Origin of the sequence: Pseudoalteromonas sp. D15MCD-2, assembly GCF_038562745.1 — a bacterium.
Classification (GTDB): domain Bacteria; phylum Pseudomonadota; class Gammaproteobacteria; order Enterobacterales; family Alteromonadaceae; genus Pseudoalteromonas.
Window position 1 is genome coordinate 121,742 of sequence record NZ_JBCFQE010000001.1, and the last position, 24,578, is coordinate 146,319.

Annotated in this window: 17 protein-coding genes and 1 riboswitch; of the genes, 9 read left to right on the plus strand and 8 right to left on the minus strand. The window is 41.5% G+C overall.

Features of this window, described 5'->3' with window-relative positions:
* Positions 1–114: 114 nt before the first annotated feature.
* The 5 genes from AADY36_RS00490 (at position 115) to AADY36_RS00510 (ending at position 8,151) form a co-directional block, all read left to right on the plus strand.
* Positions 115–1,287, plus strand: a complete 1,173-nt coding sequence (locus AADY36_RS00490; protein ID WP_054562957.1) for an efflux RND transporter periplasmic adaptor subunit — start codon at positions 115–117, stop codon at positions 1,285–1,287.
* A 9-nt stretch (positions 1,288–1,296) separates the two neighbouring features.
* Entirely contained in the window at positions 1,297–4,434 is a 3,138-nt protein-coding gene (locus AADY36_RS00495; protein WP_054562956.1) for an efflux RND transporter permease subunit, read from the plus strand.
* Positions 4,435–4,569: 135 nt separating this feature from the next.
* Positions 4,570–4,653, plus strand: a riboswitch (cyclic di-GMP riboswitch).
* Between the two features lie 107 nt (positions 4,654–4,760).
* Positions 4,761–5,330, plus strand: a complete 570-nt coding sequence (locus tag AADY36_RS00500) for a hypothetical protein (RefSeq protein ID WP_055020585.1) — start codon at positions 4,761–4,763, stop codon at positions 5,328–5,330.
* Between the two features lie 274 nt (positions 5,331–5,604).
* Positions 5,605–7,683 carry a S9 family peptidase gene (locus tag AADY36_RS00505; RefSeq protein WP_342408370.1) on the plus strand — a complete coding sequence of 693 codons (2,079 nt, stop codon included), beginning with the start codon at positions 5,605–5,607 and terminating at the stop codon, positions 7,681–7,683.
* Between the two features lie 66 nt (positions 7,684–7,749).
* Positions 7,750–8,151, plus strand: coding sequence for a hypothetical protein (locus AADY36_RS00510; RefSeq protein WP_095209738.1), 402 nt, complete (start codon positions 7,750–7,752; stop codon positions 8,149–8,151).
* Positions 8,152–8,209: 58 nt separating this feature from the next.
* On the opposite strand, the gene AADY36_RS00515 is transcribed toward AADY36_RS00510, so the two are convergent.
* Positions 8,210–8,683: a Dps family protein gene (locus AADY36_RS00515; RefSeq protein ID WP_054562953.1), complete on the minus strand. Its 474-nt coding sequence runs from the start codon at positions 8,681–8,683 to the stop codon at positions 8,210–8,212.
* A gap of 364 nt (positions 8,684–9,047) precedes the next feature.
* Here AADY36_RS00515 and AADY36_RS00520 point away from each other — a divergent pair, with 364 nt between their 5' ends.
* Entirely contained in the window at positions 9,048–9,257 is a 210-nt protein-coding gene (locus tag AADY36_RS00520; RefSeq protein WP_054562952.1) for a hypothetical protein, read from the plus strand.
* Between the two features lie 4 nt (positions 9,258–9,261).
* On the opposite strand, the gene AADY36_RS00525 is transcribed toward AADY36_RS00520, so the two are convergent.
* Positions 9,262–9,867, minus strand: coding sequence for a PGAP1-like alpha/beta domain-containing protein (locus AADY36_RS00525; protein WP_062566321.1), 606 nt, complete (start codon positions 9,865–9,867; stop codon positions 9,262–9,264).
* 8 nt (positions 9,868–9,875) lie between these two features.
* On the minus strand, positions 9,876–10,412 hold the full coding sequence (locus AADY36_RS00530; protein ID WP_054562950.1) for a YaeQ family protein: 537 nt from the start codon (positions 10,410–10,412) through the stop codon (positions 9,876–9,878).
* Positions 10,413–10,503: 91 nt separating this feature from the next.
* Here AADY36_RS00530 and ylqF point away from each other — a divergent pair, with 91 nt between their 5' ends.
* A complete protein-coding gene (gene ylqF, locus AADY36_RS00535; RefSeq protein ID WP_342408371.1) occupies positions 10,504–11,448 on the plus strand; it encodes a ribosome biogenesis GTPase YlqF in 945 nt (314 codons plus the stop codon).
* Between the two features lie 734 nt (positions 11,449–12,182).
* Complete coding sequence (locus tag AADY36_RS00540) at positions 12,183–15,632, plus strand: PAS domain-containing hybrid sensor histidine kinase/response regulator (RefSeq protein ID WP_342408372.1); 3,450 nt, start codon at positions 12,183–12,185, stop codon at positions 15,630–15,632.
* Here AADY36_RS00540 and AADY36_RS00545 read toward each other — a convergent pair.
* The 3 genes from AADY36_RS00545 to AADY36_RS00555 form a co-directional block, all read right to left on the minus strand.
* Positions 15,629–18,601, minus strand: a complete 2,973-nt coding sequence (locus AADY36_RS00545; RefSeq protein ID WP_342408373.1) for a DUF3857 domain-containing transglutaminase family protein — start codon at positions 18,599–18,601, stop codon at positions 15,629–15,631. The genes AADY36_RS00540 and AADY36_RS00545 overlap by 4 nt on opposite strands.
* Positions 18,602–18,713: 112 nt before the next feature.
* On the minus strand, positions 18,714–19,880 hold the full coding sequence (locus AADY36_RS00550) for a DUF547 domain-containing protein (protein WP_054562947.1): 1,167 nt from the start codon (positions 19,878–19,880) through the stop codon (positions 18,714–18,716).
* A 170-nt stretch (positions 19,881–20,050) separates the two neighbouring features.
* Entirely contained in the window at positions 20,051–21,220 is a 1,170-nt protein-coding gene (locus AADY36_RS00555) for a DUF547 domain-containing protein (protein WP_342408374.1), read from the minus strand.
* Between the two features lie 132 nt (positions 21,221–21,352).
* On the opposite strand from AADY36_RS00555, the gene AADY36_RS00560 reads away from it, so the two are divergent.
* Positions 21,353–21,877 (plus strand): DUF2569 domain-containing protein, encoded by a 525-nt coding sequence (locus AADY36_RS00560; protein WP_239963595.1) that lies wholly within the window; start codon positions 21,353–21,355, stop codon positions 21,875–21,877.
* A 1-nt stretch (position 21,878) separates the two neighbouring features.
* On the opposite strand, the gene AADY36_RS00565 is transcribed toward AADY36_RS00560, so the two are convergent.
* Positions 21,879–23,159, minus strand: coding sequence for a sensor histidine kinase (locus AADY36_RS00565; RefSeq protein WP_239963594.1), 1,281 nt, complete (start codon positions 23,157–23,159; stop codon positions 21,879–21,881).
* The gene (locus tag AADY36_RS00570) at positions 23,160–24,536 is read right to left on the minus strand and encodes a sigma-54-dependent transcriptional regulator (RefSeq protein ID WP_342408375.1); all 1,377 of its coding nucleotides are present in this window, start codon (positions 24,534–24,536) and stop codon (positions 23,160–23,162) included. It lies immediately after the preceding gene.
* Between the last annotated feature and the right edge of the window lie 42 nt (positions 24,537–24,578).

Genomic DNA, 24,578 nt, shown 5'->3' on the forward strand with positions numbered 1-24,578 from the left:
GATTTTTGTGTTGCCAATTTATCTGTTTTTGTAACAGTTCCTTACAAATGTCACATTAATGTTTCTGTCAGCTTTGGTATGATAGGGCCAGTGAAAATATTATAGGTGTAAGTTATGCGCACAAGTTTATTAAAATGGATATTACCGTTTGTTGCATTAATCGTTGGTGTTGCTGGTTTTAAGGCAATCAACGCGATTGCTCAAGAGCCTAAAGACAAGGATGTAGTTGATGTGCGTCCTTTAGTACAGGTTGAGCCAGTAGCAAGTGATGATCATCAAGTGATTATTAATAGTTACGGCGAAGTGAAACCGCTTGAAAGTACCTTACTTGCCTCGCAAGTGGCTGGTGAAGTTACAAGCTGGCATCCAAACTTTGTTGCTGGTGGGATTGTAGCTCGTGGTGAAGTGTTATTTACCATCGAAAAAGATAACTACGAAGCAGCTGTACTACAAGCTGAGGCGTCACTTGCTAGTGCTCAAGCGGCACTGATCGAAGAGCAAGCACAAGCTAAAGTGGCAGAGGATGAAGCAAGACGTTACCCAGAACGTGAGCGCACTGACTTATTCCTACGTAAGCCTCAAGTTTTAAGCGCGCAAGCCGCTGTTAAATCAGCGCAAGCTGCATTAAAACGTGCCGAGCGTGACCTTGCTCGCTGTGAGGTAAAAGCACCTTACGATGCATTGGTGATCAGCCGTGAAATAGGTGTCGGTCAATACATTAATGTAGGCAGCCAAGTTGCTGAAATTAATAATATTGAAAGTGCAGAAATCATTGTACCAATCGCTGGTTTCGATAGTGTATTTTTGCCAAAACGCTTAAAAGGCGTTAAAGCGACTATCATCAATAAAGGCTTAAACAGCTTTACTCGTGAAGCCGAAATTGACCGTGACCTAGGCGTTGTTGATAACGCGACTCGCATGAGCAACTTAGTTGTTCGTGTTGATGACCCATACGGCTTAAAGCACGACGTACAACCTATTAAATTTGGTGCTTACGTACAAGTGAGCTTTGCCGGTGCAACATTACAAAACATCTACCGTTTACCACAGTCTTTAGTGAATAACCAAACGGTGTGGATTGTGAACGACGAGAATAAACTTGAACCACGTAAAGTAACCGTAGTGCGTGAAGAGGGTGAGTACTTCTACATTAGTGATGGCCTTGAAGTGAATGACCAGTTGGTTCTGACGCTGCCTGAGTACCCGCAAGAGGGTATGGAAGTGAAGGTTGCTGGAATGAAAGAAATGACAAGCGATGCAGAAACTGCAGCGGTTGAAAAGCTTTAAGGTAGCACTATGACTGATACAAACACAGAAAAACAGTCTGGCCTTATAGCTTATTTTGCCAATAACTCGGTCGCAGCTAACTTAATGATGGTGTTTATCATCATCATGGGGATCATTAGTTATTTCACTATTCAGCGCCAGATGTTCCCAAATGTTGAAATTAACTATATTGAAGTACAGGCCAATTATCCGGGGGCCTCACCACAGGAAATTGAAGAAAGTATTCTGATCAAGATTGAAGAGTCACTAAAAGATGTAACCGAGATTAAACGTGGTGTATATCGCTCATTTCGAAATAGTGGCCGTGCAAGTTTAGAGATCAACACTGATGCAGAACTTACTGATGTACTCGATAAAGTGAAGCTACGGGTAGACAGTATTGCGACTTTCCCTGCGGGCATGGAGCCTGTGACGATTAGTCAGGTTGAATTTCGCCAAGATGTAATCGGTATGACGCTGGTAGGTGATATTCCACTTACTGAGTTAAAGCCAGTAGCAAATAAAATTGAAGATGAGTTACTGCAATTATCCAATGTGTCACTGGTGCAAAACGATGTACCACTTGATGAAATTGCAATTGAAATTGACCCTGATTCACTGCGTCAATATAACCTTACTTTAAGTGAGGTGGCTAGTGCAGTACGTCGTTACTCTGCGAATATCTCGGCAGGTCAACTACGTACTGACGCAGGTATTATCTCGGTACGTGTTGAAAATCAATACTACAGCGGTGATGAGTTCCGCCAGATCCCAGTAAAAATTGGTGCTAATGGCGCGAAAGTGCTGCTAAACGACATCGCTGTGATTAAAGACCAATTCACAGAAGGTGAGCGCTACTTTAAATTTAATGGTGAAAATGCCGTTTATTTATCAGTAAAAGCAACCAAAGAACAAAACATGATCCCGGTTGCTGATTCAGTTAAAGCGTTTATTGAGCAAAAGAATAAAGAGCTACCGGCGGGCTTGCGTCTTGAGCCATTAATGGACATGACGTACTACCTAAATGCCCGTTTAGACATGATGAAAAGCAATTTATTCCAAGGGGCTATCTTGGTTGCCATTATGTTGTCTATCTTCTTGCGCTTTAAGTTGGCACTTTGGGTAATGATTGGTTTACCTGTGTGTTTCTTAGGTGCAATGATGATGATGCCATTATTTGGTATCAGTATTAATATCGTGTCGTTATTTGCCTTTATTATGGTACTCGGGATCGTGGTCGATGATGCCATCGTCATAGGGGAAAGTGCCTACACCGAAATTGAGAAAAAAGGCGGTGGTGTTGTAAACGTGGTAAATGGCGCAAAACGCGTTGCTACCCCAGCAACATTTGGTGTTTTAACAACAATTGCTGTATTTGCACCATTCACCTTATCAAGTGGCCCAGAAAGCGCATTCTTTTTTGGTATCGCCGTGGTGGTAATTCTGTGTCTGATATTTAGTTTGATTGAATCGAAACTTATTTTACCGGCACACATTGCCCACACTAAGTTTCCGCCAATTAATCCTAATAGCTGGCGAGCGCGTTTTAACAAACGTTTCTTTAACTTTGTAAATGGCCCATATAAGCGTTTTATTGAGCTGTGTGTGGAGTGGCGTTGGTTTGTGCTATTTGCGTTTATCGGTTTATTGATTTTGACGTTTGGCTTAATTTCATCAAACCAAGTGCGTGTGGTACCAACACCAAAAGTACCTCATGACTTCCCGCAAATTCGTTTAGAAATGAATGAAAATGCCTCGGATATGCAAACGATTAATGCTATTCGTGAAATCGAAGCCATGGTTAACAAGGTAGACCAAGAGACAGAACGAGAATTTGGTCAAAAGCTAATTCGCGATATCTTAGTGTTCAACCAAGGTCGTACTGAAGCACAACTACTTGCTCCGCTGGTAGATGAAGAGCTTCGCCCGTATAACGCATTCGAATTATCTCGTCGTTGGCGTGAACAAATGCCAAGTATCCCAGGTGTGAAATCGCTGCAAATTTACGATGATGTAAATGGCGGTGGTATGGATGGTGAGTTTGGTTACTTACTTTATGGCCCAGATATCGATACCTTAAATGAGGCAGGTCGTCGTTTTATCCAACTACTACAACAGCAAAAAGGCTTATTTGATATTAGTTCGACTATCGATCCGGCGAGCAAAGAGGTGCAATTAAGCTTAAAACCTGTGGCATATGATCTAGGTTTAGACCTTGCCAACATTGCTAACCAAGTGGGCGCAAGCTTTTACGGTGGTGAAGCTCAGCGTGTTATTCGTCGCGGTGAAGAAGTACGTGTTATGGTTCGTTACCCGAAACTAACACGTGAAGCGTTTGCATCATTAAAGCACGCTGTTATCACAACGCCTGCAGGCCAAGAGGTGATGCTGGGTGATGTTGTTGAACTGAACGAAAAGCCAGGTATTAGCTATATTCGCCGTGAAGGTGGCTATCGTACTGTGTATATCTACGGCAGTATCGATGAAGAAGCGATTGAACCGGGTGAAGTGGTTAAGCAAGTTGATGAGAACTTATTACCGCAGTTAAAAGAGGAATACCCATCAGTTAAAACTGAGCTAGGTGGTTCTATTGAAGAACAACAAGCGCAAGCTAACGAGCAAATCATGTTCTTTATCGGTGGTATGATTTTAGTATATATCTTGCTTGCAGTGCCGCTTAAGAGCTATTCGCAGCCTCTTATTGTTATGTCGGTTATTCCATTTAGCTTAACCGGAGCTATTTGGGGTCACTTCTGGTTTGGTCTAGATATTAGCTTGATGTCGGGCTTTGGCTTGATTGCCGCAGCCGGTGTTGTAATTAATGACTCGTTAGTTATGACCGACTTTGTAAACCAAGCACGCCGAGAAGGTATTTCAACTCGCCAAGCGGTTATTGAAGCAGGTTGTGCGCGCTTTAGAGCAATCACCCTGACATCAATTACAACCTTTGCCGGTGTACTACCGATTATGTTCGAAACCAGCTTGCAAGCTAAATTTGTAATTCCAATGGCGGTTGCACTTGGTTTTGCGGTTATGTTTGCAACTCTAATCACTTTAGTACTAGTACCTTGTTTGTATATTGTAATGAGTGATGTGGGTAATGGCTTCTTGAATGTATTCCGCGCAGGGCACCGAGTAGCGACCAGAAGAAAGCTAGCAAGGGATTAATAACCCATTTGCGAAAAAGCCAGCCAAGAGGTTGGCTTTTTTGTTCCTAACGCATTTGCTAGTAACTATTTGCTATATAAGACGTTTGGTTACATTCTTTTGTTTGATTTGTGATTCGGTCACGATTATACTCAGTCTTGTTTTTGGCAAACTAACTGAAAGGTTAGGACGCAAAGTTTCCGGTCTAAGGTTTTAAACTATGATAGCGGGACCGCTGATAAGCACATAATCTAGTGCTTTGGTTCACTTGCCTCAAACTAAAAGTATTTATTTTGTTCGGTTGTTAGATAATGCCTATTAGTTGTTCTTAGGGTGATATTTTGTTTATGCATACGTCAATGGCCTCCGGGAAGTGGTTGCCGATTGGTTGCTTAAATCATCATACCCAACTGTTTGTTGGAGATAGGGTGATTGTAACCTTTTATGACATGCAAGGAGAGCTAGTCGATTTATCATTCGAATACCCGATCAGCAGTTCCGATCAGGGTGAGCCTCATAATTGGCCACGTTCTGTTGCCGAGCATATAAACGTGCATGTTCCGCTGGTAAAAGCGGGCAAAATGACTGAACAAGGTTTAGTGGTTGCGTACCGTTCAAACCAAATTTATGCCCTTGAAGGTTCGGGCATTACGCATGTAAAAGTGGCGTTTAATTGCATCGCAAAATGTAAAGAGCGAGTGCAAGATAGTCTGCAAGATTATGACTATGTCTACCCACAAGCATGCAGCGATTACAGTGCAGGTGTTAAAGTACTGCAGCCAAAAACGGGCCATATTTATATGTGCAAACCGTGGCCATTTAGCGAGTTTTGTCGTGTTAAAGATTCACACAACCCGCTGTTTGAGCCAGGTGTAGGAAAAAGCTGGGCTATGGCTTGGCAGCAAGTATCGCATTAACAGTTTCCCCCTAAATGCTATTTTAGCATTGCTTAGCCCACTCAATTTGAGTGGGCTTTTTTAATACCAACCCGCAATAATGCTTAATCATTTTGAGGGATTAAACCTGCCGCTAACTGCGTTAAAAATTTCTCATTTAGAACAACTAAATAACGACATTTTTGCCTTGTTATCAACGAGGTTTTATTGCCTCAAAATAGACTACTTAATTAAGCTGATTGGTATAATTCTGTGATAAACTGCCAGCAATTCGTTTTTTATTTTGGTTTTTCTTGTGTCGTCAAATTCGTATTCTTTGTCTTTATTAGCGCATCCTCCTGTTGCAAAAAAACACCCTCAGCAATTAACTACACATCAACTGATGCGCACCGATAATTATTATTGGATGCGTGATGATGAGCGCGAAAATGAAGATGTATTAGCGCATTTAAATGCCGAAAACGATTATTGCGATAAACAACTTACCGACATAAAACCACTGCGCGAACAGCTATTTAATGAGTTAAAAGACCGTATTGTAAAAGACGACAACACGGTACCCGTGAAAGATGGCCAATATTGGTATCACTCAGAAGTACGTGGTGACGATGAATATGCACGCCATTATCGTAGCAGCTCAATAGAAGCGCGCGACAAGCACCTGTTGTTAGATGTAAATCAATTAGCTGGCGATTACGAATTTTATGAGTTAGGTGAAGTTGCAATTAGCCCTGATGAGCAGCTGCTTGCTTACTCTGAAGACACCGAAGGTCGCCGTATTTATACCGTGCGTTTTAAAAATATTGCCAGCGGTGAGATGTTTAGTGATGTGCTGGAAAACACCGAAGGCCAAGTGGTGTGGGCTAATGATAACAAAACGGTGTTTTATGTGAAAAAAGACCTGCAAACTTTATTGGGCTTTCAGGTTTATCGCCATGTTTTAGGCACCCCGCAAGCTGATGACGTGCTGGTTTATGAAGAGCAAGATAAAAGCTTCTTTATGGGGCTTGGCAAAAGCCGCGATGAAAGCCTTATTATTATTGACCTTGCGACTACAGAAACAAACGATACTTGGGTGCTTGATGCCAATAACCCAAAGGGTGAATTTAGCGCCTTAATGCCACGCGAAGAAGGCCATGAGTTCGATGTCGATAAGCTAGGTGATACCTTTTACATTGTTACCAACTGGCAAGCGAAAAACTTTCGTTTAATGACCGCGACGCAAAGCACCATTGCCGATAAAAATCGTTGGCAGGAGCATACACCGCATCGCGAGAACGTGTTGCTAGAAGGGGTCGAAATTTTCGATGAGTATCTTATCCTCACTGAGCGAGAGCTTGGCCAAACACGTTTTGTGGTGGTGGATCAGCAAGCAGAACGTCTTACTTTAGAGTTTGATGACCCTTGCTATTATGCTGCTATTGCCATGAACCCTGAGCCGAATGTGAGCTCTGCGCGTATTTACTATTCAAGCTTAACGACGCCAGGTTCTTTGTATGATGTTGATTTAAAAACAGGTAACAAAACCTTATTAAAACAACAGCAAGTGTTGGGTGATTTTAACCCAGAGCATTATCGCTCAGAACGTTTAATGGTTACTGCAAGGGATGGCGAACAAGTGCCGGTTTCTTTGGTTTATCGCATTGATAAATTTAATAAAGATGGCACTAACCCAGTACTGCAATACGGCTATGGCGCGTACGGCATTACCATCGATCCAAGCTTTTCAAGCAGCTCACTAAGCTTGCTTGACCGAGGCTTTGTTTATGCGATTGCACATATTCGTGGTGGTGAAATGCTAGGTCGTCACTGGTATGAGCAAGGTAAAAAGCAATTTAAGCAAAATAGCTTTAGCGATTTTATTGATGTTACGCAAGCGCTTACCAAGCAAGGCTATGCACACTCAGAAAAAGTATTTGCGTCTGGTGGCAGTGCTGGTGGTTTATTAATGGGCGCTGTGGTTAACCAAGCACCTGAGCTTTATTTAGGTATCGGTTGTCATGTACCATTTTTAGATGTGCTTACCACCATGCTTGATGAAAGTATTCCACTGACGACCAATGAATACGACGAGTGGGGTAACCCAAATGATCCAGCGTTTTATGATGTGATTCAGGCTTACTCGCCGTACGATAATATTAAGCCGCAGGCTTACCCTAATATTCTTGTTACCACCGGGTTCCATGACTCTCAAGTGCAATACTGGGAACCAATGAAGTGGGTTGCTAAGCTGCGTGAACTTAAAACCGATGACAACATTTTGGTGTTTAAAACCGACATGGATGCAGGCCATGGCGGCGCATCGGGTCGCTTTAAAAGCCTTGAGGAAAAGGCATTAGAAATGGCGTTTTTTATTGCTTTATTACCGAATTAAGGCTTAGATAAATAAGTAAATAAATTTTATAAGCGTAAACTTAAGTTGTATTTCAAAGGGGTGAGCATGTTTAAAGCCCATGGTGATTGGCGTTATTTTGTTGAGCCGCCAGTGATTTATGTGGAAGTTAGTGGCAGCTTTAATAAAGAAGCCGTTGCTTCATTTAGTATTGAAGTCGGTCAAGAAATCATGAAGTACCCTGAAAATTCAATTCAGTATGCTGTGGTTAATTTGGAACAATTTGAATTAGCAACTGCAGATAGTATTGAGATTGCAAAGGCTTACTTTCAGGCTGTAAAAGCGCGGGGTTACAAACGCGTTGATTATATTAAAGCGAATATCATTGCTCGCAACTTATTAGAGACAGTTTGGTCTGGTGTAGAAATGGATATTAACTTTCACCCAGATGCTGAAAGCTTTTTTCAAGCAAGACCCGAGTACGATAATTTAAGAAAGTGGTTAAAGTAATGCTTTCTAAATATAAAAAAGCCCTCATTTGAGGGCTTTTTCGTGTCAATTCTAAATATTAACCAAGGTAGGCTTTTAACATCCAAACAAGTTTCTCTTGTTCTTTAATGTAGTCGCCCATTAGCGATGCTGTACCTTCGTCATCTGCATCACCTGCTTGTGCAAGGATTTCACGCTGCATTTGAATAAGCGTGCTGTAACCTGCTAAAAGGTTTTCTACTGCAGCAGTACCTTCAGTGATATTTTTAGCTTCACTGATCTTGCTATCTTCGATGTACTCAGAGAACGCATGTACCGGTGTACCGCCTAACGTTAAAATACGCTCTGCAATCTCGTCTACTTTCTCAAGTAGTAAGTTATAAATTTCTTCAAACTTAAGGTGTAATTCAAAAAAGTTACGACCTTTAATATTCCAATGAAAGCCGCGTGCGTTCATGTATTGAATTTGGTAGCAGCTTAGTAAAGAGTTTAGTGAATTTACGATATCTTCACTTTTTGCGCTGTTTAAACCAATTGCATTTACCTGTGACATAGATTGCTCCTTAAAAAACCGTTAAGTGTTTACTTGCTAGTGCTTGGTGTTAAGTATTAGCCATCTTGGCTAATCTGTAAAATGGTTTAATTCGAACACAGTGATAGGTTTTAGCTATCAAAGGTTGGTTTTGTCCATTTGTGTACTATCAACATAACTTTGAATTACTTTTATATAGACTTGGGGCAACTGAGCAAAAAATCTACCTTATTTTTCAAATATTCAAAAATTAGGCAGAAAGTATGATCTAAAACAAGGTTTGTACTCGCTGATAAATAGGCCGATTTAGAACTTGATTTAGGTCAAAAAAACAACGAACCATAAGCGCATAATGACTTTACCGCATTTAACCAGGAGAATAAAAATGGACGGTAAAACAGTTAAAGAAAGCAAAGCTGAAATAGTTGTTGTAGTGATTGCATTACTTGCATTTGTTATCGGTTTGGTAGGTCATCTAGCAGGTGCTAGCTTCGCAAACTTTGATACCTTTGGCTATATTGCTGCACCTGTACCATTGATCTTAGGGATCATTGTTTTAATCTCATATAAAGTGGCTGCAAGTGCTGAAGATTAAAGTATCACTCACTTTGATTTATAAGCTTAATAATGTAATCCATCACTTGGCGTGAGTAGATCATACTGGTGTGACTCAAATGAAACACCTTATGTTCTGCCATGCCATTGAGTTTGGTTTCATCTATCAAAACTGTACCATCAGAGACACTGCCTTTAGCAATCAGTGGCATTAGCCCTATTGGTAAGTCACCAGCAATACTATAAAGCTTGGCATTAAACGGCCAATCGCCATTCTCAGATAATAAAAACTCCACGCTATTTTTTAACAGCATTTCAAAGCCCTTTTGCTGCATTTGCTTAGCAATATGACTGCCTTTATGCGGGGTGCCTAAGGTGATCACCTTTTCAACGTGGCGACTTTGAAGAGAATTGGCCTCTAAGTAAGCGCGAGCAACCAAGCCGCCCATAGAGTGGCAAACTAAGGCGGTAGGTTTACCACCGATAAAGCGATCAATCTTATCGAATATTGCCGCTCTATCGGGAGAGAGCGTGTTATAGGTCAAATTGAGTATTTTTAGACCTGACTTTTCAAGACGCGCGCACAGTGGGCGCATCACAAAGCCTGACATATAAAGTCCGTGTAATACTACAACTTGCCTAATTGCCATCGCATTCCTTACATTAACTGTTGCGGTTTAATTTCGATATTTGCTGTATCTGAGCTAACCCATACTTCACCATCTTGAATGGTAATAGTGAGCTTAATATTGCGATCAGCTAAGTCGGCTAATGCCTGAGTCGCGGCATAATCGAGACTAAAAATACTTAAGTTTTTAAAATCATACAACTTAGGTTGATGTTTTTGCCACCAAATCGCTTGGTTATTTTCGCCGTAGGTATATAAAACAACTTGCTTCGACTTATTGCAGGCTTTTTTCAGGCGTTTTTCATCAGGTAAACCTAGCTCAATCCATAATTCAATTTCTTCGCTATAGTTAATGTGCCAAAGCTCAGGCTCATCATCGGCGCATAAGCCTTTAGTAAACTCTAAGCCTTCACGAGCATTAAGTGCAAAAGCTAACAAGCGGATCATCAAGCGTTGTTCGGTTTCTGATGGGTGTTGTGCCAGTGTTAAATTGAAATCTTGATAAATGTGGCGGTCCATATCGCTTAGCGATAATTGCGCTTTAATAATGGTTGATTTAAGAGCCATAACTGCTTACTTGAAAAAATTTGCGTCATTATAGCGCAATTCGTTGCCGAGCCAGTTAAAATACCGTGAAATTATCTTGTAGGAGTTAAAAATGGCCATCCAGTGGTTCCCGGGTCACATGAACAAAGCCCGCAACGAAATTAAAGAAATCATGCCACAGATGGATGTGATCATTGAGGTACTTGATGCCCGTATTCCTTATAGTAGTGAAAACCCAATGGTTACTGCGCTGCGTGGCGATAAGCCGGTGATCAAAATCATGAACAAGGCGGACTTGGCTGATCCTAAGTTAACGCAAGCTTGGAAAGACTACTTTGAGCAGCAAAGTGGCGTAAAAGCGATTGATTTTGGTAATGATAAAGCGGGTGAAGTACATCGTATTAATGAGCTTTGTAAAAAATTAGTGCCGCATAAAGTAGGCGCTGATAAACAAATTAAAGCCATGATCATGGGTATTCCAAACGTTGGTAAATCAACGCTTATTAATACCTTAGCTGGCCGTATCGTGGCAAAAACAGGTAATGAACCTGCGGTAACCAAAGCGCAGCAACGTATTAAGCTTGACGATGGCATTATGCTTTACGACACGCCGGGTATGTTATGGCCTAAAGTAGAGAACGAAAACTCTGGTTATCGTTTAGGGGCAACTGGTGCAATTCGTGATACCGCTATCGACTACGAAGAAGTGGCAAGTTACACCGCTGAATATTTATTGCAAGCATACCCAGAACTTTTAAAAAGCCGCTATAAAATTGATGAGCTACCAGAGTCTGACTGGGAGTTTGTTGAAATGGCAGGTAAAAAGCGTGGTTGTATCCGCGGTGGTAATCAAATTGATACTTACAAAATGTCTGAAATTCTTATTAACGAATTACGCGATGGCATTATTGGTCGTATTACCATGGAAACACCGGCTATGCGTGAAGAAGAAAAGCAAATGGTTGCTGAACTTCGCGCTGCTGCAGAGGCGAAAAAAGCCGCTAAAGAAGAAGAGAAAAAACAACGCCGTGCACGTGCACGTAAGAACCGTCGATAAAGTTAACGCATTAACTTTTAGACATAAAAAAAGCCCTGCAAGGGCTTTTTTAGTTTCATATCTACCGTCACCGATATGAGCAATGTAGCAAGTAAAATAAGTAGGGTCGCTTATATGTCGCCAATATCAAGGGGCGTTGCCATTAGTAACATATAAGCTAAAGCTTTAACGTGGCGACACGCGTTTCTGGGGAGAAACAAATTCAATCTGAACAAGTCATCATACTTCGCTTGGCTTGTTGAGATTAATTATCAATTAGGTTTTCGATGCTGTCAACATGTTTTTGAAAATAATTCTCATTTAGTTTGGCTTGCAGGTTTGGTACGAATTTTAGACATAAAAAAAGCCCTGTAAGGGCTTTTTGAGTTTCATATCTACCGTCACCGATATGAGCAATGTAGCAAGTAAAATAGTAGGGCGATCACCTGTTGCTAATATCAAGGGGCGTTGCGATTAGCAACAGGCGATCTTAGCTTTATCGTGGGCCACACGTGTTTCAGGGTCGAGAAACAAATCAGTTTATTCCGAACAAGTCATAACACTTTATTGTCTTGTTGATAGTGATTATCAATTAGATTTACGTGGCTGTCAACATTCAATTGAAAATAATTCTCATTTCTTTGTGTTTGTTTTTTAAACTTCCGTAATACAATGCATTAGCACTAAAGTTAGGCTGTAAATTACGTGCAATAAAAACTATGCTGGGGCTATAACAATTAAAATAATCACATGCGATGTTCTCAATTTGGTCAATAAGCCTTCTTGCAATTGTATATCTGGCAATTTTATTTGCGGTTGCAGGCTGGGCTGATAAAAGAAAAGTATTGCCTTTTAAAGGCTTAACCTATGGTTTATCACTTGGGGTGTATTGCACCTCTTGGGCGTTTTTTGGTACCACAGCACAAGCTGCATACAACGGCTGGTGGTTGGCTCCGACCTATGCCGGTACTATTTTGCTATTCATTTTTGGCTGGCAAGTCTATTGCCGCATAGCACATATTTGTCGGCAGCAAAAAATAACCTCAATGGCAGATTTTATTGCGACTCGGTATGGTCAATCGTCGAGTTTGTCTGGACTCATTTCATTGATTTCAGTGATTGCCATTGTGCCCTATATCTCTTTACAGCTAAGTGCAACTGCACAAAGTATCAACTTACTTACCGACCGTGCTGCCACACAAAGCCATGAGGTATGGGCCGATAGTACTTTTTACATCACGCTTGTATTGGCACTGTTTGCTATTTTATTCGGCGCGAGGCGGTTAAAGCCCAGCGAACATAATCCAGGTTTGATAGCCAGTATTGCCTTTGAATCTGTGGTTAAGTTGTTGGCGTTTTTAGCGGTGGGTTTGTATGTGTGCTTTGCTCTATTCGACAGCCCAGTGGCACTGTTTGAAAAAGCGCATGACCTAAATATTGATCAGCAAGTGGCTGCAACGCAAAGTCCAACCTATGTGTATGTTGCTCATACTTTGCTTGGTATTTTGGCGACCTTATGTTTGCCAAGACAATTCCACATGAGCTTTATCGAAAAAAATAACGATAAAGAGCTGGCCTCGGCGCGTTGGCTATTTCCGATTTACCTCTTACTTATTAACCTGTTTATTCTACCGATTGCATACGCCGGATTAATTTACTTTCAAGGTCAAGAAGTCGGCTACGACACCTTTGTATTGGCTTTACCCATGGCGGCTGATGATGCTTTTGTGGCGTTATTAGCCTTTTTAGGCGGCTTTTCAGCGGCAACCAGTATGGTGATTGTGTCATCAATTGTGCTTTCAGTGATGATCACTAATGACTTTATTAACCAATTTATTTTACGCCGCTCGCAACTTACATCGAGTAGTCGCGGGCTTGATAAAAATAACCTATTACATGCGCGTAAAATCGTTATCGTATTGATTCTATTGCTTAGTTACTTCACTCACCGAGTGCTGGGCGAAAGTACAACCCTTGCCAATGTGGGTTTGATGTCGTTTACCTTAGTCGCGCAATTTTCGCCTGCCATGATCATAGGCTTATGGTGGCGACAAGCATCGTGTCGCGGTGCTCAATTGGGGATTTTAAGCGGCTTTATTATTTGGGGATACACACTTTTACTACCGAATATCGCCGGAGGTTTAGGAAGCGATAGCTTATGGCTTGTGAATGGACCGTGGGGAATAAGCTGGTTAGCGCCAACCGACTTATTCTCATTAGGCATGGAAAGCATTAGCCAAGCTTTATTGCTATCGCTAGGTGCGAACTGTTTAGTGTATTTCTTAGTACCGTTATTTAGTCGAGCAACCTTAGCTGAACGCTTGCAGAGCAATAAGTTTGTGTCGCAGCTGAATGATTCGAAGGTAAGCAATCATCTACAGCCTTTGAGTTACCATGACCTAGGTGCGCTAATGCAGCGATTTGCCGAAAAAGAAGCGGCGCAGTCGTTGGTAAATCATTACTTTCCTGATGATAAAAGTAAGTGGAAGCGTCCTGCCAATGTTGAGTTAGAACTATTAGTTGAGCGCGAGATGTCTGCGGTGATCGGCGGTGCATCGGCACGGCTTATTTTAGATGTGGCGAAAAATGAGCAGCGCCAGCCTCTAGAGCAGGTTGCTGAATTTGTTGATGAAGCAAGCCAAGTACTTAAATTTAATCGTGATTTACTGCAATCAACAATCGAAAACATTCAACAAGGGATCAGTGTAGTTGATAGTGAGCTGCGCTTGGTAGCTTGGAACCAAGGCTACAAAAACATGTTCGCCTACCCAGATGATGCGCTTTACATAGGCCGCCCTGTTGCCGACATTATTCGTTTTAATGCCGAGCGTGGCTTATTTAGCGGCGAGAGCATGACCAGCGAAGTCGAAAAACGCTTAGCCTATTTACGCCAAGGCAGCGCTTATAAATATCAGCGCTCGCACAATGATGGCCGCGTGTTTGAAATGCAAGGTAACCCACTGCCAGGTGGCGGCTTTGTAACAACCTATACCGACATTACCGAGTTCGTAAAACAACAAAAAGCGTTAACCGAAGCCAATGTTAGCCTTGAAGAAAAAGTCGCAGCCCGCACCTTGGCATTGACTCAAGCAAACCAAGAGTTGTCGATGGCAAAGCAAGTGGCGGAGCAAGCAACGGTCAGTAAAACACGCTTTTTTGCCGCTGCCAGCCATGATTTACTGCAACCTTTCAATGCCGCGAGCTTGTTTTGTTCTTTAATGAATGAAAAAGCCCAAGATACCGAACTTAAAGAGCTGGCGATGAATATTAAGAATTCATTGGGCAGCGCCGAAGAGTTGTTATCGAGTATTTTAGAGTTAACCAAGCTCGATTCGGGCTCGTTTAAAGTACAAATGAGCGAGTTTGCTGCCAGCTCGTTGGTTGAACCATTGCGTAATGACTACGAAGCCCTTGCCCGCGAAAAAGGCTTAAAGTTTATTATTGAAACCTGCGATGTTCGCTTGCATACCGACAAAGCGCTGCTGCGACGAGTACTACGTAACCTTTTGAGTAATGCGATTCGTTATACCGAGCAAGGTGAAGTGCGCTTAAAAATGCAGTACGACGATGACCATGTATCCTTTATTGTTGAAGACACAGGGATTGGTATTGCATCGAGCGATCAACAAACTATTTTCCAAGAGTTTAAACAGCTTGGTGCAAAGCCAAGCGCCGAGGGGTTAGGCTTAGGGTTGGCAATCACTAAACGTATATGTGACTTACTTAAAATACCCCTAGTGATGGGGTCTGAGCTTGGTAAAGGCACGCAATTTACCCTAACTCTGCCTTGTAGAGTGAGTGCTGCGCCAGCGCAAGCGAAAGGTGCTGAGGCATCACAAGAAACAGAGCTGGGGCAATTGCGTATTTGGTTGCTTGATAACGACCGCAACGTGTTAGAGGCATTAAAGCAGCTACTCGAAAATTGGGGCTGTGAAATTTCAACAGCCACTAACTTAGCGGAGCTTGAGCAGTTAAAGGCAAGCCAAGCCCTGCCGCAATTGTTGATCATTGATTACCAGCTTGATGATGGGGTAACAGGCCTTGAAGTGATTGAACAAGCGGCATTAACACGCTTACCTGCCATAGTGAATACCGCGAATCATGATGAAGGCATACGCGAGTTAGTGCTAGATGCGGGCTACCCATTACTTTATAAGCCTCTGAAAGCGCCCGCCTTAAAGCGCATGATTAAGCGACTGACTTAATCTGCGTTTTGCTCAGTTGTTGGGGTATTGGCTTTAATTAAGCGCTCTACCTCAGCGACAAACTTCTTATCTAAGTCATCTTCATGGCTCAAAAATAACAGCATTTCATCACCATTGTGGTCAATGACCGTTACCGTGGTGGTTAGTAGGGCGCTTTTAGCATAATCAACGTTGATCTCTTTAATGTCACTAAAGCGGCGCTGATCTTTTTCGAGCACACCTTGCTCATTTTCCCAGTAACTAAAAATAGTGTTTTCTGTGATGCCGTTTCCATCAGTTTTAAAATCGAAAAATGCGTCACTATAAAAATAGTGCACATTCTCGTTGGCAGGAATAATTTCTTTTCTTTTTAGAAAGTTAACTTGATAAGACCAAAGCTTATCGCCGGTTACTATGGTTGAGCTTGGCAACAAATATAGCTCATAAATTAAGCCATAAAATAACCAAGGCAACATGAGTATCGAAATGATAACCTGCCTCGCTCGCCACTGAGAGTGGTACTCAAGAGCCTGCTGTGGTTGCTTGAGGTTTTGAATGTAATTAACCAGAGGCAACCATAGAATAGGTGTAACTAAAAACAGCCAAGTACCATATTCCCAGTTATAGCTTACGACTTCAGAAATGATAATCGCCAGCCATAACACGAACCCAACCGCAACGGGCATGATCTTATTTTTGCCAAAGGTTTGCTCGCTGTGCTTGCAAAGCTCAAGTAACAACGGAATAAAAAACAGCGGTGCAAATATCCCTCGAGCAATCGGCATAATATGGCTTTGTTGTTGCTCTTTTATCGCTTTCCAGTTGCGATAGCTCCAGTAGTGAATGAATATTCCTAAGCTTAATAAGCTGTAAATAACAAACTTACTGTTACTGACAGGGTAGAACTGTTGCTCAGCAAAAACTGGGCGGTTACTTGCTTCTATACGCCAAGCCGCGATGAAAAAGATGATTGCCGCCAAGTAACTTAAAATAAAAACGCTATACCAGTTGGTTTCGTCATCCGCTGGTGTGGTTGTGGCGCTATTTGTGCCGTATTTAATGATGCCGTAATGGGTCGCGTTATTGAGTTTTTTACGCTCGCTTAGGTAAAGGTCTATTTGATCGGCTGGAATATGATCCTGCTTAGCACTGTAATCAAAGTATAAGGTCAACACCGAGTCTTTAAATGTCACGCGTTTTTCGAGATGAAAAAATGGGTTGTCGACTGTGACCTGCTCATCATTAAACTGCCAATTAGTATCCGTAAACGTAACCTTTATGGTTGTTTCGATATTATTTGGGTAACGAAACCATATTGGTGCATTGTTACGTTCTCGCTGTTCCGGCTTATAAACTGAGTTTTGAATTTCACTAGCGTAAAAGTCGTTTTGAAAATCATTACCCTTAGGTCGCCAAAAGTTATCAATAGTATAGTGCTCATTGGTAATTAGCTGACCGGTGTCTTCTGGAGATTCAACCAGCATAGGTTTGACTGTTTTTAAGCCCTTGTAGGTATCTTGATAATATTCGCGGTAATCATCTTCTATGCTTTTTAAGCTGTTTTCAGCGATTGAGCTGCGGCGGTTAATTGCTTCAAAGTCGCCGTATTTATATTGAGTTGAGAAACTAACTGGCTCATCAATACCTTCTGGGATCTGATAACTATCAAAAACCTGTATGCGTTTTAGGGCAGGCTCTGTGAACATATCTGTAAAGCCTGTCTCACCTTGCTTTATGATTAACGCTACATCATAGTTCGGTTGAGCTAAATGTGCTAAATCGCCGCGCTGGTACGAAATGGTCGGATCAAGCCAATAGCGCTTACCTTGGTGCTCTAAGGTGACAATCACATGGTCAAACAAGCTAGGAGAGACCGGTAAGCTGGCAGTACGTTTTCTGTCTTCGGTGTTAACTAAAGCTGGATGAGCCTCTACGCCGAGCGCTTTAAGTAAAGAAATGAGCAAGACGGTTTTGTCTTTACAGTCGCCATAGCGCAGTGCCAAGGTTTCTGATGCAGGAGTAGGCTGGTGCGAGTTAGTGCCCATTTCTAGGCCTAAATAACGTACTTCGTCTTGGCTAAAGCGCAGGGCAGCCACAATTTGAGACTCTAAGTCGGCATGTTGAAACTTAATTTGACGAGCAATTGTTTTAATAGCAGGGCTTACTTCGATGGCCGATTGGTATAAAGGTAACGACCAATTGACTACCTCTTGCCAATTATTTACTTCAGAGAAATACACTTCCTTGTAAGGTGAATACCAATGCGGTACTTCGCTTGCAGAGCTAAGGGTCGGCTCATTGTGTTGGCTAATTTGGTAGTCAAAACCCGTATCGAGCTTGGTTTTAGTAACTGGTGACTCGCCATTCATAAAGTTGATATATAAGGGCGAAGGCTTTTGCCACTTTACCCGCATAAATTGCTGCACTATCGGCACCGACCAGTTCAGTGTGCGCATGGTGCTGAAGTGTTGATAAACCGGATTACTCCCCGAAATCGTATAGCTGTAATCTAAAATATCCATGACCCGCATATCATCAATAATGACATTTAGGCTTAAGGTGCCATTGTATATACGACTTGCTAAGTCAGTCTCGCGCTGTAACACCTGAAGCTCGGCACTATTTAGTTTATCTATATATTGGCCGTCACGAATAATGCCTAAACTATTGAGCGTAAGAGATTGATAATTTGGGTCAAAATCAATATTCAGCTGGCTTATATAATCAACCCCAGACTGATTGACCGCCTGCATTACAGTACGATTAAAGCGTTGCTGTGGGGCTTGCTCAGATACCTGAAGCTGAGTGTCGAGCATCAGGTAGAAAGTCCCGTCTCGTATTTGGTCTCGAGGAATCTCTGGGGTGAGTAACTCATGGTGTTTTACCCAGTTAGCTGCAGGCGCAACCTGATAGTCTTCAGCGGCTGCAAAGCAGCTCACAAAGAATAAAAAAACAGCCAGTACCTTAAGTTGTAAGTGCATCCATTTCATTGTTATTTTCTAATTATGTTTAGTTTTATATGACAAATTACTGAATTTCACGGCATGAGCCAAATAAAATTCAATATAAATGCTTCTTTTTAGGTCCAATGCTCAATAAGCGCTAATTTTCAGTGCTTTCTTTATTAGGTAAATCAGTGATTTCAACGCGGCTATTTACTTCATAGTATTTTTGCGTAATTTTTTTCAAAATCTCGCGGCGTAATGTGCTTACAGTGCCAGCTTTAGTTAAGTGGTTACCATAGGTCGTAAATGTTTTATCCCAGCCCAGTGCCACAATACTAGGATCGACAACAACTGCATTACCTCCACCATAAGCAACATCGGTACCTAAAATATCGGTAATATCGTAATTATCGATACTAAAAGAGAGGTTTTGCACAACTTGGTCTTTATCTGGTTCTTGAATAACTAATGATTGAAGATGGTCAGCTAAGTCTTCTTCAAAGTTAGGGAAATAGTTTTTCTTTTCAAGGTATAAAGAAGAAACACGTGTGCTATGAGTATCAATAACACTGCCTCGATTTGAATTTACAAATTGCACTGCATTGTTAGTCAGGGCGGTAAATACATTTTTCGCTGTATATGGGTAGTTAAGTAAATTTGGGCTACCAATATAACCACGGTAATAGCCATATATTAATAGCGGGTCATTGTTAAATAGCGGTGCAACAATGTTGTACTCTATATCGTTCAATGAATATTGATTACCGTTAAAATTAAAGCGTGGCTTATCAAAAAAACTTGGCTCTTCGTTTATTAGCTTAGATAAGTTTTTTACTGGGTACTGCTGGACTAACTCATTGAGTACCGTCACGTTATAAAGATTGAACCAGTAAGCAAGCAGTTCAGACTTTGGCAAGTTACTCAAGTTAATCTTATTTGGCAGGTCGGCCATATTTTTTTGTATGACCTGCAAGGCTTGCCTCATTTTAGGATTGTCTTTATATGAATCATAATAAAAGCGGTTTGCTTCTGTTGCTGTTGAAGGTTTAGGGTTGGATGATAAATGTGTACCAATCGTCGTGGTGTGTGAGGTGATGCGGTAGCGGTCAGACATGCCTAAATCAATGACCGAAGCACTTAATATTTGCCCATAGCCAGCGTAATCAAGAGTAATGTTTGAGTTTGCATCATACTGATGAAATTGGCTAAATTTTTCTTGGTTAATTGCTGTGATGGCTGTTTTATTAATAGGAGCCGTTGAATTACAGGCCGTTACCAAAATAAGTGATGTTGTTAATGCGATGGTCTTTATAGCGCTTTTCATTTTCACCACCTTCCTTAGTACAAAAAATAAACACATTACTTTTGCTTTAAATTGGCAATATCCAGGTAATTAACACAGAAAAAACAAGACTTAAAGTTGGCTATTGCGGTTTTGCTAAGTGTTTTAGTTGGGTACTTAAGCGGCTCATAGCGAGCCGCTTTAGGTTTATATTATTTATCTTCAGACTCTTTAGCTGGTAAGTCTTTTATTTCAACGCGAGTATTTGCTTCATAGTATTTTTGCGTGATTTTTTGCAAAATCTCGCGGCGTAACGGGCTTACATGGCCGACTTCTTTGGTTAAGTTTTTACCATAAGCAACAAAGTTAGTATCAAAGCCATCTGCTACTATACTCGGATCGGCGACAGTCGCGTTACCTCCACCATATTCAACATCGGTACCTAGAATGTCGGTAATGTCGTAGTTATCGATACTAAAAGAGAGGTTTTTTACAACTTGGTCTTTATCTGGCTTTTGAATTACTAACGATTGAAGGTGGTCAGCCAAATCTTCTTCAAAGTTAGGAAAATAGTTTTTCTTTTCAAGGTATAAAGAAGAAACACGAGTGCTATGGTTACCTATCACACTACCGCGGTTTGAATTAACAAATTGCACTGCATTGGTGGTTAGGGCTGCAAACACATTTTTTGCTGTATATGGGTGGTCAAGCAAATTTGGGCTGCCAATGTAGCCACGGTAGTAGCCATATATTAATAGCGGGTCATTGTTAAATAGCGGTGCAACAATGTTGTACTCAATGTCGTTTAATGAATACTGGTTACCGTTAAAGTTAAAGCGTGGCTTATCAAAAAAACTTGGCTCTTCATTTAATAACTTGGTCAGGTTCTTAACAGGGTACTGCTGCACTAACTCATTGAGTACCGTCACGTTATAAAGATTGAGCCAGTAAGCGAGTAACTCTGATTTTGGTAAGTTACTTAAATTAATTTTGTTTGGCAGGTCGGCCATATTTTCTTGCACTATTTGCAAGTCTTGCTTCATCTGAGGATTCTTTTTGTACGAATCATAATAAAAGCGGTTTGCTTCTGTTGCAGTCGACGGTTTTGGGTTCGACGACAACCGGGTGCCAATTTTGGTTGTGTTTTGTGAAATGCGATAGCGGTCTGACATACCTAAATCAATCACCGAGGCATTTAATATTTGCCCGTAGTCAGTGTACTCAAGGGTGATATTTGATTTTTCATCGTACTGATGAAATTGGCTAAATTTTTCTTGGTTTATGGCTGTCGTTGCTGTTTTATTAATAGGAGCCGTTGAATTACAGGCTGTAACTAGAATAAGTGATGTTGCTAATACGATGGGTTTTATAGCGTTTTTCATTTTTATGACCTTCCGTAGTTTAAAAAATAAACATAGCGTGGTTTTTCTGAAAGCGCAACAATCTGTTGTTTTTGTGAATTTTATTAAAAAATAAGCGTATAGTAGAAGAAATAAAAATAAAAAGGACAACTCATGGAAGAAGCAAAACAACAAAACCAAATCGAAACACCAGAAGCTAAAAGCTCCGTAAATAATGACTTAGTTGGTATAAAAGGTTGGCTCATTCTTGTGGCGATAGGTGTAGTGATCAGCCCTTTTAGAGTATTTATCGAATCAATTAATACCTTTAAACCCATTTTCACGACCGAGATGTGGCAACGTTTAACGTCGCAATTTGGTGATATGTATCATCCGCTTTGGGAGCCTTTACTAATCATTGAAATGGCTTTTAATGCGGCATTATTTTTAGCTTCGCTTTATTTGATCGTGTTGTTTTTTAAGCATAAGAAAGCATTTGTAAGTTGGTACTTAGCGATATTATTTGGTGGACTAGCGTTTATTGCTCTCGATGCCTATGCGGTTAGTTTAATTGTGCCCGATGTCGATGTGTTCGACGATGAAGTTAGAACTATGATTATCAGAGGCCTTATTCAAGCTGTGATCTGGGGACCTTACATGCTGTTATCTAAGCGTGTGAAAGCCACATTTGTAAAATAAGTTAGCTGAGCACAGTAATTGTAGCTTGCGTGCCTTGCTGGGGTTTTGAGTTTATTGATAACTCAAAACCTTGGTTGCGCACAAGTTCTCGGGTGATCACAAGTCCTATACCTGTGCCATTTGCTTTGGTTGAGTAAAATGGCACGAACAAGTTATCGGGGTTTTGAATGCCACAACCTTGGTCGCTAATTGTAATATTTAAGCTATCACCTTGCCTTGACCAAGTGAGGGTTGGGGCAGAATTGCTGCCTGCTTCAAAGGCATTTTTTATCAGGTTGATCAACGCTTGTTCTAGCTGACCAAAGTCGGCATTAATATGTAACTCTTCGCTGCTATTTATTACTAGTTCAGGAAAAATAGCACTTAAACGAGTATTTAATTGCTCGCTACTGATTGCCTGCTTTTGTGCGGGTGGTAGCTTGGCAAACGCACTGTAACTGGCTACAAAATCAAGCAAGTGCTGAGCGCGTTTTTCTATTACTTGCAGCATATCTTGGGCGAGATCATCGTGACTGCTAATTTGCCCTTGGTGCTTAAGGGTTTGCAATGATTGACTCATCGAATAAATCGGCGTGAGTGAGTTACGCACTTCATGATTTAACACGCGAATTAACCGTTGCCAAACAAGTTGTTCGTTATCGCGAAGCTGTTGCTCAATTGAAAAGAAGGTTAGTAATTCAAAGTTTCTGCCGGTCCGCCAAAAAGTCTGCGATGAGATTTGAAAGCGTTGTTTAAACAGCGAGTCACTATTTTGTTGCCATTCGCCATCATGCAGAGCAATGCCTAAGTCGCTGGCCGATTTACCTTCAATTTGGCGATGGCTAATACTATTTATAAACGCCTTATTACTAAAGTAAATTAAGCCATGGGGGTCTAGTATAACGATGGGTAAGTCCAGCATGCTGGCAAACTCAAAAACAAACTCTTCTGTTTGCATATAATGGCGTTTGTTCTTGGCTATTTTATTGCTGAGCTTGGCAAAATCTTGCTTAAGCGCTGCGACTCGTCCACTTTGATAAGACGCTAAATGCCAACTATTACTTTCGTCATTTGCCAATGCATCTAGTTGCAGGCCAAAGCGTTCAACCACATCGGTGATCGCACGGTAGCTTTTAATTAAAGCAAAAGCGCTTATCCCGATAAACGGCAATAACAGGCTGATACTGGCAAACCAATCTAGTTTTAAGCTGAGCGAAAGAGCAATGCCAAGCGTTAATAGCACCGCTATAACCATATAAAAATAGCGTCGAATACGCTGCTCTAACGACAACTTGCTACTCATTTAGCGTTCTACTTCTTTTAAATCGAGCTGATGTTTATCAATGCGACGATAAATAGCCGATTTACTTAATCCTAAAAACTCTCCTGCGGCGATAACATTGCCATTAAATTGCAGCAGCGCTTTTTGAATCATTTGTTTTTCAAGCTCTTCAAGGGGCAATAGTGGCAAAGCCTGTTCGGCATTGCTATTTGTTTGCTCGCAACTTGGTTGATCTAAAATAAGGTCATTGGTTTGAATATTGTTGTTATCGCTCATGATCACCGCGCGTTCAATGCAGTGACTTAGCTCACGAATATTACCAGGCCAGCTATAATTTTTTAGCGCCTGTAGAGCATCATCACTGAGCGCCATATTCGCTCGTTGGTATTTTTTACCATGCACTAACAACAAGTGTTCAGCTAAGGGAGCGATGTCGTCTTTTCTGTCGCGAAGCGGTGGAATGTGCAGTTCAATGGTATTGAGTCTAAATAATAAGTCACGGCGGAACTCACCCTGCTCAATAGCCGTAGCTAATTCACTATTGGTGGCAGAAATAATGCGAACATTGGCGGTTTTGGTTTGGCTTGAGCCTAGTACTTCAAATTCTTTGCTTTCTAGTACACGGAGCATTTTACTTTGTAGCTCAAGGCTTAAAGTCGCAATTTCATCTAAAAATAGGGTGCCGCCTTCGGCAATTTCAAAACGGCCTAGGCGGTCTTCTTTGGCATCAGTAAAAGAGCCTTTCTTATGGCCAAATAATTCGCTTTCGAATAGCGTCGGGGCAATGGCGCCAACATTCACGCTTACATAGCGTTTATCAGCTCTGAGCGAGTGCTGGTGGATATAATGTGCCAATAAGCTTTTGCCAGTGCCATTTTCGCCGGTAATTAATATGCTGGCATCGGTTTTAGCTGCGCGCTCAGCTTTGGCAAGCAACAGCTGCATGATTTCTGATTGAGCTATGTAATGTGCTTGTGTGTCACTGGTAAGCGCCTTTAAGCACGCGTTATCGTGATTACTTTGCTTGAGCTTGAGTTGTTGTTGTACAACGGCGGTTAAGCGTAAGTTATTCCATGGCTTTTCAACAAAGTCGACTGCCCCTAATTGCATGGCTTTAACAGCTACGTCAATGCTGGCCCATGCGGTCATCACAATGACAGGTATGGTCGAACCTAATTGATTTAGTTGCTTTAAAAAGCGTAACCCTTCTTCACCTGAGGTCGTGTCGAGCTTGTAGTTCATATCAAGCAAAATCAGGCTAATGTGCTCCGATTTTAATAATTCAAGGGCATGTTCAGGGCCTTCGGCCTCAAGGCAGTGTAAGCCTAATTGTTGTAATGCAACAGTAGCAGCCAGACGTACATCAGCTTGATCGTCTATGACTAAGATTTTGTCCATGATGTTTTCTTATTATCCTGTTGAGGTGGCTTAAATTTAAGC